General features: G+C 73.8%; 13 protein-coding genes and 1 pseudogene. 5 read left to right on the top strand and 9 right to left on the bottom strand.

From position 1 onward, the window contains the following. The 4 genes and pseudogenes from B7L92_RS00090 to B7L92_RS00070 all read right to left on the bottom strand — a co-directional run. Window positions 1-910: pseudogene (locus B7L92_RS00090) on the bottom strand (ATP-binding protein); the annotation flags it as partial. 243 nt (window positions 911-1,153) lie between these two features. Further along, window positions 1,154-2,101: a bis(hydroxyethyl) terephthalate hydrolase gene (gene bdeA, locus B7L92_RS00085; RefSeq protein ID WP_081235470.1), complete on the bottom strand. Its 948-nt coding sequence runs from the start codon at window positions 2,099-2,101 to the stop codon at window positions 1,154-1,156. Between the two features lie 562 nt (window positions 2,102-2,663). Next, window positions 2,664-2,876 (bottom strand): hypothetical protein, encoded by a 213-nt coding sequence (locus B7L92_RS00080; protein WP_081235469.1) that lies wholly within the window; start codon window positions 2,874-2,876, stop codon window positions 2,664-2,666. A 427-nt stretch (window positions 2,877-3,303) separates the two neighbouring features. Then, window positions 3,304-4,986 carry a tetratricopeptide repeat protein gene (locus tag B7L92_RS00070; RefSeq protein ID WP_081235467.1) on the bottom strand — a complete coding sequence of 561 codons (1,683 nt, stop codon included), beginning with the start codon at window positions 4,984-4,986 and terminating at the stop codon, window positions 3,304-3,306. A gap of 336 nt (window positions 4,987-5,322) precedes the next feature. Between B7L92_RS00070 and B7L92_RS00065 the strand changes: the two genes are divergently transcribed. Further along, a complete protein-coding gene (locus B7L92_RS00065; protein WP_081235466.1) occupies window positions 5,323-6,144 on the top strand; it encodes an SAM-dependent methyltransferase in 822 nt (273 codons plus the stop codon). A 69-nt stretch (window positions 6,145-6,213) separates the two neighbouring features. Here B7L92_RS00065 and B7L92_RS00060 read toward each other — a convergent pair whose 3' ends face one another. Both B7L92_RS00060 and B7L92_RS00055 read right to left on the bottom strand, forming a co-directional pair. Further along, window positions 6,214-7,134, bottom strand: coding sequence for a helix-turn-helix domain-containing protein (locus B7L92_RS00060; RefSeq protein WP_081235465.1), 921 nt, complete (start codon window positions 7,132-7,134; stop codon window positions 6,214-6,216). 79 nt (window positions 7,135-7,213) lie between these two features. Continuing rightward, window positions 7,214-7,483, bottom strand: coding sequence for a DUF397 domain-containing protein (locus tag B7L92_RS00055; RefSeq protein WP_081235464.1), 270 nt, complete (start codon window positions 7,481-7,483; stop codon window positions 7,214-7,216). Window positions 7,484-7,691: 208 nt separating this feature from the next. On the opposite strand from B7L92_RS00055, the gene B7L92_RS00050 reads away from it, so the two are divergent. The 4 genes from B7L92_RS00050 (at window position 7,692) to B7L92_RS00035 (ending at window position 13,241) form a co-directional block, all read left to right on the top strand. Continuing rightward, window positions 7,692-8,234 carry an ATP-binding protein gene (locus tag B7L92_RS00050; protein ID WP_081235463.1) on the top strand — a complete coding sequence of 181 codons (543 nt, stop codon included), beginning with the start codon at window positions 7,692-7,694 and terminating at the stop codon, window positions 8,232-8,234. 29 nt (window positions 8,235-8,263) lie between these two features. After that, window positions 8,264-8,809 carry a hypothetical protein gene (locus B7L92_RS00045; RefSeq protein WP_081235462.1) on the top strand — a complete coding sequence of 182 codons (546 nt, stop codon included), beginning with the start codon at window positions 8,264-8,266 and terminating at the stop codon, window positions 8,807-8,809. Between the two features lie 253 nt (window positions 8,810-9,062). Next, on the top strand, window positions 9,063-11,750 hold the full coding sequence (locus B7L92_RS00040) for a SpoIIE family protein phosphatase (protein ID WP_438363904.1): 2,688 nt from the start codon (window positions 9,063-9,065) through the stop codon (window positions 11,748-11,750). A gap of 126 nt (window positions 11,751-11,876) precedes the next feature. Next, window positions 11,877-13,241, top strand: a complete 1,365-nt coding sequence (locus B7L92_RS00035) for an FAD-dependent oxidoreductase (RefSeq protein WP_004979369.1) — start codon at window positions 11,877-11,879, stop codon at window positions 13,239-13,241. A 375-nt stretch (window positions 13,242-13,616) separates the two neighbouring features. On the opposite strand, the gene B7L92_RS00025 is transcribed toward B7L92_RS00035, so the two are convergent. The 3 genes from B7L92_RS00025 to B7L92_RS00020 all read right to left on the bottom strand — a co-directional run. Further along, entirely contained in the window at window positions 13,617-15,986 is a 2,370-nt protein-coding gene (locus tag B7L92_RS00025; protein ID WP_081235459.1) for a glycoside hydrolase family 65 protein, read from the bottom strand. A 253-nt stretch (window positions 15,987-16,239) separates the two neighbouring features. Further along, the gene (locus B7L92_RS40470; protein ID WP_159460983.1) at window positions 16,240-16,416 is read right to left on the bottom strand and encodes a hypothetical protein; all 177 of its coding nucleotides are present in this window, start codon (window positions 16,414-16,416) and stop codon (window positions 16,240-16,242) included. Window positions 16,417-16,619: 203 nt separating this feature from the next. Next, the coding region (locus tag B7L92_RS00020; protein WP_143626204.1) for a pyridoxamine 5'-phosphate oxidase family protein at window positions 16,620-16,990 on the bottom strand (371 nt) is incomplete at its 5' end.

The raw sequence follows: 16,990 nt of genomic DNA, 5'->3' as shown, positions 1-16,990 counted from the left end.
CCCGCGCTCCGGCGAGCGGGGCGGTTCCCGGAGCCGGTACGGCCGCCCGTCCCCCGAGGATCCCGGCCGCTCGTCGTACGAGGCCCGCGTCGGCGTCCGGCTCCCCGCTCGCCCGCACGGCGGCGGCCGTCGCCAGGAGCAGGTCGGCGTGGTCCGGCGGCACACCGGTCAGGCACCCGCCGGCGACCCCGGCGAGGACCTCCGCGCCGGCCAGCGGCCGGGGCAGCGCGCGACGGCCGCGGAGCTGGGCGGGCGACAGGTGGCGGACCAGCGCCAGCAGCAGCGCGGGGTTGCCCTCCGCCTCCGTCACCAACTCCTCGCGCACGGCCGGGTCGACGGTACCCCCCGTCGCCTCGTCGACCAGGGCCGCCGCGTCCCCGGGCGTGAGCGGGGCGAGGCGCCACACGGGCAGTCCCGCCGTCTCCCGGTCGACGGGCCGGTGTCCGGGCACGCTGAGCAGCAGCCCCACCCGGCCACCCGTCGCGTGCACCCGTGCGGCCGCGTCTCCCAGCGCGGCGCGCGACGCGGCGTCCCACCGGTGCACGTCGTCCACGCACACCAGGAGAGGGGACGCGGCCGCCGCCGCGCGCAGGACGCCGAGCAGCACCTCGCCCGCCGTACCGTCGCCGGGCAGGCGCACGGAGCGGCCGGCGGCGCGCAGCAGGGTGCGCAGGCCGCCGTGCGGCCGTTCGGGCCGCGCCGGGTCGGCGCGGACGTGCCACACCGGCCCGGCGCGGAAGGAGCGGGCGGCGAACGCGAGGAAGGCCGTGCGGCCGCAACCGGGATCGCCGGTCACGACGCGGACGCCGCCGTCGGTGCGCAGCCCGTCCAGCAGCTCGGCGATCTCCTGCCGCGCCGGTCCCGGGCGGTACCGGAGCGGAGCGGATCCCGGGGTCGTCTGTCCGGTCATCCCGCGACCTTACTCACGCGTAAGAAAAGGCGGAAGGTGTGCGGTCGCGCCGTCGGAATGAGGCGTTCACCGCCTCACCAGCGGTTTTCACGGTCCGTCGGAGGGGCGGTGTGTGCCGCGGCCCAGGGCGGGCGGGCCGCGGCGGTGCCCGCGCACAACGCCGGTGGCGGCCCGCATCGTGTGCGGGCCGCCACCGGGTGGTCGTCCGGCCGGGTTCGGCCGGTCGTCGGGCTCGGCCGGTCGTCAGGAGGTGTGCGGGCAGTTGCCCCGGGACTCCTCGATCGTCAGGCTCGGCCGCGGCAGCGGGCACAGGAACTGCTCGTAGCGGGTGTCGTTGTCGATGAACCGCTTCAGCCAGGAAATGCTGTACTTCGCGATCGTCGTGTTCGACGTGTTGGGCGTGAAGTGGGTGGCGTTGTTCAGTTCCAGGTAGGCACGGTCCAGGGAGGACGGCAGGCCCGAGTAGAGGGGCTCGGCGTGCGTGGCGACCGGGGCGATCGTGTCGCCGTCGGCCCCGAAGATCAGGGTGGGGGTCCTGACCTCGGGCCAGGTCTTGTCGAGGTTCCAGGGGGTCAGCGGGATCGCGGCCTGGAGCGAGGGCCGGTCCTTGGCGGCTTCGAGGCTGCCGCCGCCGCCCATGGAGTGGCCCATGACACCGAGCCGGCTGCTGTCGACGCGGCCGCGGACCGCGCTGCGCTGGGTGAGGTAGTCCAGCGCGGCGAGCAGTTGGTCACCGCGGGAGGCGGGCTGGTCGAGGGTGGTGTTGGTGTCGATGGTGAAGACCACGAAGCCCTGGGAGGCCAGGCGCGGGCCCAGCCAGGCGATGGAGGACTCGTAGGCGGTGAAGCCGGGTGACACGGCGATCGCGCCGAAGGTGCCGTCGGCGGTGCTGGTCGGGTAGTAGATGGTGCCTCCGCCGAAGCCGGTCACCGAGAGCGAGGAGACGGAGATGTCCGACACGGCGTAGGGACCGCGCAGCGCCTCGATGCTGGACTCGGTCGGCGCCGGGCCGCGCTCGTAGGGGTTGTCCGCCGCCGCGTGGGCGCCGGGGCCGCTGAGGGTGGTGAGGCCGACGACGGCGGCGAGGGCCGCGGCCAGTCCGGCGAGCCGGCCGGTCCTGCGCCGCCCGGCACGGGACGCGAGCGGCCGGGCGGTCGATCCGTCGGTGCCGGTGTGGGGGTGCTGGTGCACGACGAGTGGTCCTCTCTGTCGCGGCGGACCGCCCGGCCGGCCGGTGCACGGGAGTACGGCGTGGGAAGGTGCCCGTGCGCCGGCCGGGGGTGCCGCCGATGGGCTGGCGGTGCCACTGTCGGAGAGGAAGGGTCCGGTGCGGACCGGCAATCTCACCGGTCTCCTGCGCCGCACCGCGCGGACCGGACCGGACCGGGCCGTGCGGGCCGGACGCCCGCACCGTGCCCGCGTCGTGACGCCCGCCCACCGCGGGAGCGGCCCGGGGCCGAAGGGTCGCGGCTCCCCGGGCGGTCCCGGCCGGGGAGCCGCGGGGAGCCGGGGAGCCGCGCCGCGGCCGGCCCGCCGGTTCACCGGCCGGCGCGCGCCGCGGACCGGGGGGAGACGGGGGCGGGCGAACGGCCGTGGCCCCCGTCGGGATCGGCTCCGACGGGGACCACGGCACGGGGAAGCGCAGGCGCCGTTTCCGGCGTGTGCCCTGCGCGGGAGGCTTCACGGCCTCCTGCGCGGCCAGGGGCGTGCCCCGGCCCGGGGGCGTCGAAGACCCCCCGGCGGGCTCGGCCCGTCACGCCGCGTCGTAGACGTGGGCCCGGCCGCCGATCCACCTCACCCAGGCCGGATCGTCCAGCAGCCGCTCCCCCTCCGGCAGCCCCGCCCGCCGCAGGAACTCCACCACGTCCCGGTCGGAGTGCGCGAGGCCGACGATCTCACCGTGCACGGTCACCCGCCGTCCGCCCGAACCGAGCGGCGGGTGTACCCCGATCGGCGCCTTCGTCATCCCTCCAGGATCCGGCCGGGAGGGCGGCTACGCATCCCGGCCCCGCGTTTCACCCGAGTGGCCGTCCGGGCGAGCCCTCCCGGTCCGCGCCGTGGTCGTATGGAAGCGGCCTCCATGCCTACCCGGAGGGAGCTGGGAATGCACGAGATGTGGTGCGGTGCAGACACTTCGGGGGAGCCGGTGTGGCATGTCCTCGCCCCTGACAAGAAGTCCACGCTGTGCGGAGTGGAGAAGCAGGAGGAGTCCCGCCGGCGGCATGCGACGGACCGACACTGCTTCTCCTGCATGAAGACGTTCCAGGCCGTCGTGGAGTCGGGGCCTCGCCGTCAGGCGGAAGCCGCGGCCGACTGAGGCCGGGAGAAGCCGCCGCACGGGCCGCGCCGCCGTGGAGCGGGGGCCCGGTGCCGGAGCGCTCCGCGGCGGCGCCTCAGTGGCAGGGGTGGTCGCCGCCGGCCGTCGCGGGACGGGTCTCCAGACGGCAGAAGCAGGACGCCTCGATCGGTACGTCGGCCAACGCGGCCGCCTGTGTGAGCTGCTGGGCCACGATCGCGGCCTCCCCCGTCCTCCCGGTGCGCAGCAGGCACTCGTGGAAGCCGTGCAACGCCCAGACGTTCCCGGGGTGTTGCAGGGGCCGGGGCAGGGTGGCGTCGAGGCCGAGGTCCGCGCGGTAGACCGCCTCGGCCTCCTCCACCCGGCCCTGTTCCAGCAGCAGTGCGCCGTAGGCGTGCCGGGTGGGCTGCATCCAGCCCCAGGGTTCGTCGTAGGGCAGGCCGTCGTCCAGTGCGACGGCCCGCTCCAGCGCGGCGAAGGCGGTGTCGTGCTCGCCCTTGCGGTAGGCGAGTTCGCCGTCCAGCATCGCCGCCGCGACGGCGAGGATGTCGCGGCAGGTGTTGTTGAACAGCATCCGGGTCCCGGGGACCCGGCTCACGGCCGCGCGGAACTCCTCCCGTTCGACCTCGGCCCCGTCGGTCGCGCCGGTCGCGGAGAGGGCGACGCCGCGGGCGTAGTGGAGCATGGCGGTGGTCACGCAGTGGAGCTCCGGATCGGCCGGGAACGGCAGGGCCAGGATCTCCTCCCAGCGGCCGAAGCGGATCAGGACGTGGACGCGCATGGCGAGGAACCCCTCGAGCCAGTCGGCCATGGGCGGGCTCTGCACCCGGAGCAGTTCCTCGGGGACGGCGGCCTCGAGCCGCGCGGCGGCGTCCAGGGCGACCTTCGACTGGCCGGCGAACATGGCGCCGTAGATCCTGAAGTGGTGGTTGTGGGCGCGGTAGAGCGTGTAGAAGTTCATGGCGCCCGCGCGCTCGAGGTACTTCTCGTCGGCGGCGACGGCGAGGGTGTTGTCCGAGACGACCCGGCGGTAGTCGCCGCACAGCACTTCCAGGTGCGAGGGCATGTGGAGCAGGTGCCCGGCGTCGGGGACGGCTCCGCGCAGTCGGTCGGCGACGGTGAGGGCCGCTTCCGGCGTGGGGGACATCTCCATCAGGTGGACGTACAGGTGCAGGATCCCGGGGTGCCGGGCGCCGGCGTCGGTGGCGAGCGCGGCGTCGAGCACCGCCTTGGCCTCCAGGGTGCGGGCGCCGGCGGCCGGGCGGCCGGTCCTCAGGTCCCACAGCCGCCAGGGGGTGAGGTTCATCAGGGCGTCGGCGCAGAGCGTGGCCACGTCCAGGTCGTCGGGAGCGCTCTCGTACACCTCGCGCATCCGGTCCGCGTAGGGCTCGTTCCACACCGAGCAGTCCTCCGCGGCCCGTGACTGCGGGTAGCGGGCGCGCAGGGCCCCGACGAGGGCCCGCTCGACGGGGGTGGCGCGCGCGGCCTTCTCGTGCGCCCGTTCCACCGCGTCGTGCGTGCGTGCGACGGTGCGGACGAGGTCGTCGCCGTCGAAGGCGTCCCAGGGTTTGTTGTAGTTCGGTCCGAGGGCGTAGGCGATGCCCCAGTGGGCCATGGCGCAGTCGGGATCGGCCGCGGTGGCCCTCTCGAAGCAGGCGACGGCCTCCTCGTGGTTGAACGCGTACGTCCACACCAGCCCGCGGTCGAACCAGAGTTGGGCTTCGGCGGAGGAGGTCGTCACGGTCCGGCCGTGGGTGCCGAGGTCGTAGTAGTCGTCCATGCCTGCCTCCCGAAGAGCGCACGGGCCGGCCGCCGCCTCGTCGGCGGTGAACGCCCCATCCGGACGAAACCGACGATAGCGGGGCACCGGCGCTCGCGCAGGCGTCGGCGGGGACTCACCCCTTCGCACCGCCCTTCGCACCGCTCCGGGTGCGTCCCGGGCCCCGCCCGTTCACGCCCGGCGCCCGTCCGGACGCGGTGCGTGAGCGGGGGCGGCCGGGGCGTCGTTCGTTCGTGCCCTCGTTCACCGATGGGCTGGCACGGGCCGCGCGCCGCTCCCTAGGATGTACTCCCTGTCCGGCCAGTCCAGTTGGCGCGGTACTCCGCAGGGGGAACGATGCACACGGGTAAGCAGCTGTCCACCGAGATCGACGCAACCGTGCCGACGGCCGCGCGCATGTACGACTACTACCTGGGCGGAAAGGACAACTACGCGGCGGACCGCGCCGCGGTCGGGGAACTCGACAAGGTGGTGCCCAGCACGCGCCGCCTGGCCCTGAACAACCGGCGCTTCCTCCAGCGGGTGGTCCGGACCCTCACGCAGGAGTACGGCATACGGCAGTACCTCGACCACGGCTCCGGTCTGCCCACCCAGGACAACGTCCACCAGGTCGCGCAGCGCATCGACCCGACCTCCCACGTGGTGTACGTCGACAACGACCCGATGGTGCTGGTCCACGGCCGCGCCCTGCTGGAGCAGGACGAGCGCACCGTGGTCATACAGGCCGACATGCGCGAGACCGACGAGATCTTCGGCCACCCCGAGACCCGGCGCCTGATCGACTTCTCGGAGCCGGTGTGCGTGCTGTTCAACTCGGTGTTCCACTGCATCCCGGACCACGACACCGACGGGCCGCTCGCCCTCGCCCGCCGGGTGCGCGAACGGCTCGCGCCCGGCAGCTTCCTGGTGATGTGCCAGCTGGTCAGCGAGGACCCCGAGGTCCGCGCCTTCGTGACCGACTTCATGAACCAGGCGACCCAGGGCCACTGGGGTCGCGTGCGCCGGCAGAAGGACGTCGAGTCGTACTTCGAGGGCCTGGAGATCCTGGAGCCGGGTCTGGTGGAGGTGTCCACCTGGCGTCCGGACACCGAGGTGGCGCCCCGTCAGCTCACCCAGGAGTGGATCGAGTTCGGCGGCGTGGGCCGGATACCGCGGTAGCCCGGGGCATCGTCTCCGCCCGCCGCCCTCCGGGGTCCGGCGGGCGGCGGCGCCCGTTGCTCCGCGCCGCTACGGCGCGGGGTAGCGCTCCCGCATCGTCCGGCGCAGCAGCTCCACGGATTCGCGGGGCTTGAGGGCCTCGTCGGCGAGGCGGTCCAGGGCGATCCGGTACTCCTCCGTCTCGTCGCGGTCCTCGAGGAAGTTGGCGCTCCTGATGTGCTCCAGATAGACCACGTCGGGCAGGTCGAGACCGTCGAAGCGCAGATACGTCACCGGAATGGCGGGAGCCGAGGCGTTCGTCACGTCCAGCGGAACGATCTGCACCGTCACATTGGGCCGCTCGGCCATCCGGACCAGGTGCGCGAGCTGCTCGTGCATCACCCCGGGGCCGCCCAGAACGCGCAGCAGGATCGACTCGTCGATGACGGCCCACAGCTGCGGAGCGCCCTCGCGCAGCAGCAGCTCCGCGCGGCGCATGCGCAGTTCGACCCTGCGCCGCACCTCGCTCGCCGGGGCGTGCGGCAGGCCGCGCTCGACCACCGCGCGGGTGTACGCGGCGGTCTGCAGCAGGCCGGGGACGTACTGGATCTCGAAGGTGCGGATGGTGGCGGCGGCTTCCTGGAGGCCGACCAGGCGGTCGAACCACTCGGGCATCAGCCGCTTGTCGTACCGCTGCCACCAGCCCGGCTCCCCGGCGCGCTGCAGCAGCTTGAGCAGGACCGACGCCTCGTAGGGGTCGGTGCGGTACAGCTCCAGCAGCGCCCGGACATCGCTCTCGGTCGGCGGGCGGCGGCCCTTGCCGGACTCGATGCGGGACAGTTTCGCCGCACTGAAACCGACGGCACGGGCCGCCTGGTCCTGGGCCAGCCCGGCGTCCTCACGGAAGCCGACCAGCTGCACACCGACCAGCATCTTCAGCAGAGTCGGCGCCGGCTCGGACCTGTCCAGGTAGGGTTCCAGACGGGAGATGCGATGCGACGCGGCGGACATCCTGACTCCCAGCAGACCGGCACAAGGGCGATTCACACTATCGCACCTCATCCTGTCGCACCGCACCCGCACGCAAAAGTCACGGGGAAGCGGGAAGCCGTACTCCGTTCGCCGGGGGCAGGACCAGGTGGTCGAACTCGCCGTCCTTCGCGCCGGCGAGGAACGCCGCCAGCTCCGCGGCCGTGTAGACCAGGGCGGGTCCGTCGGGATCACGGGAGTTGCGCATCGCGATCGCCCCGTCGGTCAGCGGGGCCACCTCGACGCAGTTGCCCTCCGCGTTGCTGTGCCGGCTCTTGATCCAGCGGGCGTCCAACTGGCTGGCCCGCACTCCGTTCCGCACTCCTGGCACCGCAGCCTCCTTGGTGTTCGCACGCCCCGCCGCGCACGGGCCTGCCGTTCCTCCGCAGTAGGCCGAGTCCTGTCGGCTGTACTCGCCCCACCCCGCATCTCGCGCAATTTCTCGTGCAATTGCACGCGAGCGCTGTCAGCGTGGATAATAGCGGGGGCGTCAACCCCCGTGCTGACGCCCCGTCCTGACGTCGCATCAGGGAGATGCTGTGTCATCACCTGCGCATTTAGCATCCCGGCAGCCGACCGGGGCCGCGGTACGGACAGGTGGCCCGGGCACGGCCCCGGCACCCCCGTACGGCCCGCCGACGCCGTACGGGGAGCCGCCGCCGAAGACGGCCGGCCCCGCGTCGGCCGCGCTGCGCATCGACTGCAGCCGGGAGGGCCTCGCCCGCGCGCGGTCCTTCACCCGTGACACCCTGCGCGTCTGGTCGCTCGACCACCGCTGCGACGACGCCACCCTCGTGGTCGTCGAGCTCACCGCCAACGCCGCGACGCACGCGATACCGCGGTGCGCGGGTGCGCCGGACGTCCGGCTCGGGTTCCGTCTGGAACCGGCGCACCTGCTGCTCACCGTCTCCGACCCCGACGACCACCCGCCCGTCCGCGTCCCCGGGGCCGGCTCCGTCCTGGAGGAGCACGGCCGGGGGCTGGACATCGTCGACGCCCTGTCCGAGGCGTGGGGCTGGATCCCCACCCCGCCGACGGGCAAGACGGTGTGGGCCCGGTTGTCGACCCGCCCGTCCACCTGACACGACTGCCGCGGAAAGGCATCCACGCCATGCGCAGCGCTTCGACGGAACAGCCGAGCGGCGAGCGCCTCGTGCGCCACGCTCCCCCCACCGGAGTGGCACGGACCACGCCCCTCACGGCACTGTCCCGGGTGCCGTGGGGCGACATCCAGGACTCCACCGGATCGGCGGCGGCCATCCCCCTGCTCCTCAACGGCATCGCCTGGGGGGACGCCGACACGGCCCGGGCCGCCCTGGACGATCTGCGGAAACGGATCTGCCAGTACGGCTTCGTCACCGAGCAGGCGACCGCCGCCACGGTCCCCTTCCTCTGGGAGCTGGCCCAGCTGCCGCACGTCACCTGCCGTGCCCAGATCATCCAGCTGCTCAAGGCCATCGCCGACGCCCGGCAGTGGGAGAGCACCGCCGCCGCGTACCCCAAGCTCCTCAACCGCCGCGAGAACCCGGTGGTGTGGGAGCGGGCGGCCCGGCAGGCGGTGCGCGCCCGGCGCGGCGAGCTGAACCGGCTGCTGGCCGAGCAGGACGCCGAGATCGCCCGCGCCACGACGGAACTGGCCCGCGTCCTGGCCGAGTGAGGCCCGCGGGCCGGGTTCCGGGGTGGCCCGGTCATGGGACGCGCGCGGCGTCCGGGGGACGAGCCGCGCGCCGGGGGAGGGCCGCGCGCGGGCGGAGGGGGACCGCGCGCGGCCCGGGGGCGGTGACCGGCGGGGAGAACCGCCGGTCACCGTGGGTGACGCTCTCGCCTCGCGTGGCCCGGCAGTGTAGACATGGCACATGGTTCGACTCATGGGTCGCTCCAGGACCCGGTCGTCCCCGCGGCCCGGTGCCATGGCGTCCGTCCGGCGCCGACAGGAGCGGGACGGCCGCTCGCGGTGGCATCCGGGGGCGGGACTGCGGTCGGTGCTGAGCGGGCGCAGCGTCGCCGGACAGGTGTTCGTGCTGCAGCTGGTGCTCGTGCTGCTGCTGGTCGCGGCGTCCGTCGTCGCACTGGTGCTGCAGGTGCGGCGGGACACCACGCGGGAGGCCCGCGGTCTCTCGCTCGCCGTGGCGGAGACCTTCGCCCACGCGCCCGGCATCGTCGAGGCACTCGACTCCCCCGACCCGACGGCCGTGCTCCAGCCCCGTGCCGAGGCCGCCCGTGAACAGGCGGGCGTCGACTTCGTCGTCGTCATGAACACCGACGGCATCCGCTACACGCATCCCAGGTCGGACCGCATCGGCAAGCAGTTCGTCGGCACCATCGAACCCGCGCTGGCCGGTGAACCGGTGGTCGAGGAGATCCAGGGGACCATCGGCGAACTCGTGCAGGCCGTGGTGCCGGTCGAGGACGACGGCGTCGTCGTGGGCCTGGTGTCGGCGGGCATCACGACCGAGCGCGTCGGCGGGGCCGCCGACAACCAGCTTCCCCTGGTGCTGGGCGCGGCGGCCGTCGCGCTCGCCCTGGCCACCGGGGGCGCGGCCCTGCTGAGCAGACGGCTGCTGCGCCAGACCCACGGCCTGGGCCCGCACGAGATGACCCGGATGTACGAGCACCACGACGCGGTGCTGCACGCGGTGCGCGAGGGGGTCGTCATCGTCGACGGGGACGGGACCCTGATGCTCGCCAACGACGAGGCGCACCGTCTGCTCGGTCTGCCCGAGGACGGGGAGGGCAGGCACGTGCTGGACATCGGCCTGGCCCCCGACACCGCCGACCTGCTGTCCTCGGGGCGGGTCGCCACGGACGAGGTGCACCTGGTGGGCGACCGGCTGCTGGCGGTCAACCAGCGGCCCACCGACCGCTCGGGCGGCCCGCCCGGCAGCGTCGCCACGGTCCGGGACTCCACGGAGCTGCGCGCCCTGTCCGGCCGCGCCGAGACGGCGCACGAGCGGCTCAACATGCTCTACGAGGCCGGGGTGGGCATCGGGACGAGTCTGGACGTCGTCCGTACGGCCGAGGAGCTCACCGAACTGGCCGTGCCCCGGTTCGCGGACTTCGTCACGGTGGACCTGTTCGAGCCGGTGCCGGCGGGCGGCCACCCGGACACGGCGGGCGCGCTGCGCCGTACGGCCATGGCGGGAATCCGCGGGGACGCCCCGCTCTACCCCGTGAACGAGACGATCCGCTTCATCGGCTCCTCCCCGCAGGGCCGCAGCCTCACCACCGGCCGGCCCGTCCTGGAACCCCGGCTCGGCGATGCCCCGGGGTGGCGGGCGCAGGACCTCGAACGCTCCGGGCAGGTCGTGGACTACGGCATCCACTCACTGATCACCGTGCCGCTGCGGGCCGGCGCCCTGGTGCTCGGCGTGGTCAGCTTCTGGCGCTCCGAGAAGCCCGAGCCGTTCGACGCCGAGGAGCAGGAGCTGGCGGAGGAGCTGGTCGCCCGGGCCGCGGTCTCCATCGACAACGCGCGCCGCTACACGCGCGAGCACAGCATGGCGGTGACGCTCCAGCGCAGCCTGCTGCCGCGCAGCCTGCCGGAGCAGACCGCCCTGGAGATCGCCTACCGCTACCTTCCCGCGCAGGCCGGGGTGGGCGGGGACTGGTTCGACGTGCTGCCGCTGTCCGGGAGCCGGGTCGCGCTCGTGGTCGGCGACGTCGTCGGCCACGGCCTGCACGCCGCGGCCACGATGGGCCGGCTGCGCACGGCGGTGCACAACTTCTCCGCGCTGGACCTGCCGCCCGACGAACTCCTCGCCCTGCTCGACGAACTGGTCGCCCGCATCGACCAGGACGAGGCGCAGGAGGAGCACAGTTCCCCGGTGACCGGGGCGACCTGTCTGTACGCCGTCTACGACCCGGTCTCACGGCACTGCACCGTCGCCCGCGCGGGTCATCCCCCGCCGGCCCTGGTCCGCCCGGACGGCAGCGTGGAGTTCCCGGACGTGCCCGCCGGTCCCCCGCTGGGGCTCGGCGGTCTGCCGTTCGAGACGGCCGAACTGGAACTGCCGGAGGGCAGCAGGCTCGTCCTCTACACCGACGGGCTCGTCGAGGACCGGGCGCACGACATCGACGAGGGCCTGGAACTGCTGCGCGAGGCCCTGTCCCGGGCCGGGGACTCCCCCGAGGACACCTGCCGGGTCGTGCTGGAGTCCCGGCGCCCGGGCCGGGCCGGCGACGACATCGCCCTGATCGTGGCGCGGACGCGGGCACTGCCCGCCGACCGGATCGCCGAGTGGCCGGTGCCGTCCGATCCGGCGGCGGTCGCCGAGGTGCGCGCCGCGGTCGCCCGGAAGCTGACCGAGTGGGGGCTGGAGGAACTGGCGTTCACCACGGAGCTGATCCTGAGCGAGCTGGTCACCAACGCCATCCGCTACGGCGGCACCCCCATCCAGGTGCGCATGCTCCACGACCGCCACCTGATCTGCGAGGTCTACGACAGCAGCAACACCTCGCCGCATCTGCGGTACGCGACCATGACGGACGAGGGGGGACGGGGTCTGTTCCTGGTCTCCCAGCTCGCCGAGCGCTGGGGCACCCGCTACCTGCCGGCCGGCAAGGTCATCTGGACGGAACAGCCGCTCCCGAGGTCATAAGGGCGGCGAGGAGAAGACATAAGGCGGGCTTATGCCCCCATAGGCCGGACCCGCGTACCAGGTAAGGCATGCCTCAGTTTAGGCTTTCGAGCGAGTCGCTTGTCATCGCTCGAAGGGAACCTGACCATGCCCCGCCCCCTGCGGGTAGCCATCGTCGGATCCGGCCCCGCCGGGATCTACGCCGCCGACGCCCTGCTCAAGTCCGACGTGGCCGCCGAACCGGGCGTGTCCATCGACATCTTCGAGCGCATGCCGGCACCGTTCGGACTGATCCGGTACGGCGTCGCCCCCGACCATCCGCGGATCAAGGGCATCATCACGGCCCTCCACCAGGTGCTCGACAAGCCGCAGGTCCGCCTGTTCGGCAACGTGGACTACGGCACCGACCTCCACCTCGACGATCTGCGCGCGTTCTACGACGGTGTGATCTTCGCCACCGGCGCCATGGCCGACCGCGCGCTGCCCGTCCCGGGCATCGACCTCGACGGCTCCTACGGCGCCGCGGACTTCGTCTCCTGGTACGACGGTCACCCCGACGTGCCGCGCACCTGGCCGCTCGAGGCGGAGAAGGTCGCCGTGCTCGGCGTCGGCAACGTGGCCCTCGACGTCGCCCGGATCCTCGCCAAGACGGCGGACGAACTGCTGCCGACGGAGATCCCGCCGAACGTGTACGAGGGCCTGAAGGCCAACAAGGCCATGGAGATCCACGTGTTCGGCCGCCGCGGCCCGGCGCAGGCCAAGTTCAGCCCGATGGAGCTGAGGGAGCTGGACCACTCCCCCAGCATCGAGGTGATCGTCGACCCCGAGGACATCGACTACGACGAGGGGTCGATCGCCACCCGGCGCGGCAACAAGCAGGCCGACATGGTGGCCAAGACCCTGGAGAACTGGGCGATCCGCGACACCGGCGACCGCCCGCACAAGCTGTTCCTGCACTTCTTCGAGTCGCCGGTGGAGATCCTCGGCGAGGACGGCAAGGTCGTCGGTCTGCGCACCGAGCGCACCGAACTCGACGGCACCGGCAACGTCAAGGGCACCGGCACCTTCAAGGACTGGGACGTCAGCGCGGTCTACCGCGCGGTGGGCTACCTGTCCGACAAGCTGCCCAAGCTGCCCTGGGACCTCGACTCCGGCACGGTCCCGGACCAGGGCGGGCGCGTCCTCCAGGAGACCGGCGAGCACCTGCAGTCCACGTACGTCACCGGCTGGATCCGACGCGGCCCCGTGGGCCTGATCGGCCACACCAAGGGCGACGCCAACGAGACGGTGGCGAACCTGCTGGACGACTACGCGAACGGGCGGCTGCACACGCCCGCCTCCCCCGGCCCGGAGGCGATGGACGCGTTCCTCGCCGAGCGCGGCATCCGCTTCACCACCTGGGACGGCTGGTACCGCCTGGACGCCGCGGAGAAGGCGCTGGGCGAGCCGCAGGGCCGTGAGCGCGTGAAGATCGTCGAGCGCGAGGACATGCTGCGGGCCAGCGGCGCGTGAGCCGTCGGCCCTTGAGCGGTCGCACCACCGGGCGCCCGTCCGGTCCGGTTTCCGGACCGGACGGGCGCCCGCTTTGCGCATGATCCGCCCCTTCACAGGAAGGCCACACGGCCTTCATGGAAGGGGCCGTGAGGGGGATGAGTTCACGCGCACGCACACTGCCGCCGTCGCCACCGCCGCCACGGGCGCGCCGGCCGCCCTGACCGCCGCTCCGGCGCAGGCCGCCGCGCGCGACTCCGCCCCGGACGGCAACGGGTACATCACGTTCCACCGGTGATCCGGCGTCGGCGGTGGACGACCGGGCCGGGGGCGGTCCGGGTCCGCCGGTCCCCCGTCCGGCGGTCGCGGGCGGGCCCGGCGCCCCGGATCCGCGGGTCAGTCCGGAAGGACCAGCCGGTCCGTCTCACCCGGCTCGAGGCGGACGGTGCGGTCCGGGAGGTGCACGTCGATCGGCGACCGGCCGGAGGAGGGCACGGCGATCTCCAGCAGGCCGTGCTCCAGCCGCAGCCGCACGCCCCAGTGGCCGTGGTAGCGCAGGGTGAAGCCGTAGGAGGACAGTTCCGGCAGGGGCACCGGGTCGAGCCACAGGGCTCCGCCGCGGGTCTCCAGTCCGGTCAGCCCGCGTTGGACGAGATCGAGGGTGCCGGCCATCGCCCCGAGGTGGATGCCCTCCCCGGTGGTGCCGCCCTGGATGTCGGCGATGTCCGCCTGGAGGGCCTCCTGGCAGAACTTCCAGGCGTCCGCGCGCCGGGCCCGGGCCAGGACCCGCCCGTGGACCAGGCCGCTGAGGGTGGACCCGTGGCTGGTGCGGTGCAGGTAGTGGTCCACCGTGCGCCGCCAGGTCCGTCCGTCCAGGTTCAGACCCAGCCGACGGAAGATGCCCTGGAGCTCGGTGGGCGAGAAGAGGTAACCGAGCATCAGGACGTCCGCCTGCTTGGACGCCTGGTAGCGGTTGACGGTGTCGCCCTCGGCCTCCAGGATCCGGTCCAGCCGCCGGATGTCGCCGTAGCGCCGCCGGTAGCCCCGCCAGTCGAGTTCGGCGAGTTCGCCGTAGCCCTCGAACTGGCTGATGACGCCGTTGTGGAAGGGGACGTGCAGGGTGCGGGAGATCTCCTCCCACTCCTCGAGTTCACCCGCGTCCAGCCCGGTCCGCTCGTCGAGTTCACGGCGGCGCGGCTCGGGCAGGTCCCGCAGCACGTCCATGGTGCGGGTGAGCACCCAGGCGGCCGTGACATTGGTGTAGGCGTTGTCGTCGAGGCCCGGCCCGGCCGCGTCCGGGTACGCGTCGTGGTACTCGTCCGGGCCGACCACGCCCTTGATGCGATGGCGGCCCAGCCGGTCGTCGTAGGTGGCCGAGTCCGCCCAGAAGCGGGAGATCTGCAGCAGCATCTCGGCGCCCTTGGTGTGCAGGAACTCCTCGTCCCCGCTGGCCTCGCAGTACTGCCACACGTTGTACGCGATCGCCGACCCCACGTGGTGCTGGAGGCGGGAGTGGTCGGGCAGCCAGCGTCCGGAGCGGGGGTTGAGGTGCAGCTGCTGGGTCTCCTCCCGGCCGTCGCTGCCGCTCTGCCAGGGGTACATCGCGCCCCGGCGTCCCGCGTCGTGGGCGGCGGCGCGGGCTCGTTCCAGGCGCCGGTGCCGGTAGTGCAGCAGCGCGCGGGAGACCTCGGGGAAGTGCAGGTTGAGGTACGGCAGGACGAACAGCTCGTCCCAGAAGACGTGGCCGCGGTAGGCCTCACCGTGCAGCCCCCGGGCCGGGACCCCCACGTCCAGGTCCGCGGTGTGCGGCGAGAGGGTCTGCAGGACGTGGAAGAGGTGCAGCCGGAGGATCCGGCCCGCCTCGCCGGGCACGTCCAGCTCGGCGCGGCGCCACAGCTGGTGCCAGGCCGTCAGGTGCGGCTCCAGCAGCTCGTCGAAGCCGCCCGCCCGGCCCACCCGGTCGACCACCGCGTGCAGCGGGTCGCTGATCGCCGGATCGTGGGAGGTGTGCAGGGCGACGATCTTGTCGACGGTGACGGGACGGCCGTCGGCCAGGTCCAGACGGGTCGTCTGGAGGGCACGCGGGCGGTCGTGCCGGTTCCTGGTGGGCGCGCCCGACGTCAGCCGGGCGGCGAGGGCGATCCGGACGCCGGAGGTGCGGGTGCGGCAGCGCAGCCAGACGGTGTCCGCGGCGGCCGTGCCGGTGAGCACACGGGTCAGGTGGCGGCCGTCCAGGTCCCGGTAGCGCGGCACGCCGGCGTTGGTGACACCGCCGTCGAGCGCCGCCTCGGTCTCGAGGGCGCCGGAGAAGCCCTCGGCGGTGAACTCGGTGCGCAGCGCGGCCAGATGCGGATCGGCCATGTGCACGAACCGGCGCTGGCGCACGAGCAGCGCCCGCCCCGCGCCGAGGCCGTACCGCGTGCCGCGCTCCAGCAGCCCGGAGGACAGGTGCAGGGTCTCCCGGTGGTCGAGCACGGTCGCGGTGTCGGGGGTGAGCCAGGGCCCGCCGGGCAGCCGGAAGCGCAGCGGCAGCCAGTTGGGGAGGTTGACCACGTCCTCGTTCTCGACCCGCCGTCCGGACACCTCGGAGGTGAGCCGGTTGTAGCAGCCGGCCACGTAGGTGCCCGGGTAGTGCACCTCGTCCGCGGCGCACTCCGGCAGCGCCCCCCGGGTGGCGAAGTAGCCGTTGCCCAGGGTGCACAGCGATTCCCGCAGGCGTGCGTCGGCGGGGTCGTACCCCTCGTACTCCCACGTCCAGCCCGTCACTTCGACGCTCCTCCCGCCGACGGCAGCCGCACGTCCCGGAGGTCCCGCACGACGGATGCCGGGTGCCGCACCGCGGCGCTCCGTCCCGGTTCCGTCACCGACGGTGAGATCCACGCCGTCGTGGTCGGGACGGCCGCCACGGCCGGCGGTCGCGCACGGAGTACCCGCGGCGGGCGCGGGGCACACACCTGGGCGCCGGACGGGCCCGGCCCCGTGGATGCGGCGCCTCCCGCGGTGCCGGCGGGGAAGCCGCCTACCGCTCCCCCACCGGCACGTGCCACACCAGTGTGGTGCCCCGACCGGAGGAACCGGTGACGTCGAGCCCGCCGCCCGGTTGCTCCGCGCGTTCGGCCAGGTTGCGCAGGCCGCTGCGTCGGCCGCAGGCCGGCCCGGGGAGGCCGGTCCCGTGCCCGGTGCCCGCCCCTGTCACGGTCGCTCCACGGCGCCCGGGCGGTGGTCCGTCCCGCTGGGGCCGGTCGGCCCCCGTCGGGGGACCTTCGGCACCCGCGGCCCGGTGGTCCGATCCGCCACACTGGCGTCAGGAGCGGCACCGATCCCCCGCGGTGCCGCTCCGCCACCGGTACGTCCGCCCGGCCCCGCCGGGGCACCGGCCCCGGCCTTCGCCCCACCGGTTCACGCCGTGATGCGGCGCCCGGTCACCTCGACCGGCTCGATCCGCATCCACAGCTCGCGCCGGCCGCCCGCCCAGGGCTCGCTGAACGCCCGTTCGTCGAGGCGGCGCGCCTCGTCCGGGTCCGTGACGGCCCGTGCGTCCCCGCGGACCAGCACGCTCCATCCCTGGCTCAGCGCGTCGTCGATCCGGTCGGTCTCGAAGGCCACCCGGCGGCCGGAGGCCTGCGCGGGGGTCGTGCCGGGGGCGGTGCGGAAGACGACGGCGTCGTCGACGACGCCGTAGTTGACGGGGACGATGACCGGCCCCTCGTCGGTGGAGACGGCGATCCGTCCCACACCGTGGGTGCCGAGCAGGGCGCGGCACTCCTCGG

Source organism: Streptomyces viridosporus (assembly GCF_002078235.1).
In the GTDB taxonomy this organism is placed as follows: Bacteria; Actinomycetota; Actinomycetes; order Streptomycetales; family Streptomycetaceae; genus Streptomyces; species Streptomyces viridosporus.
This window is presented reverse-complemented; position numbering and strand designations above follow the sequence as displayed.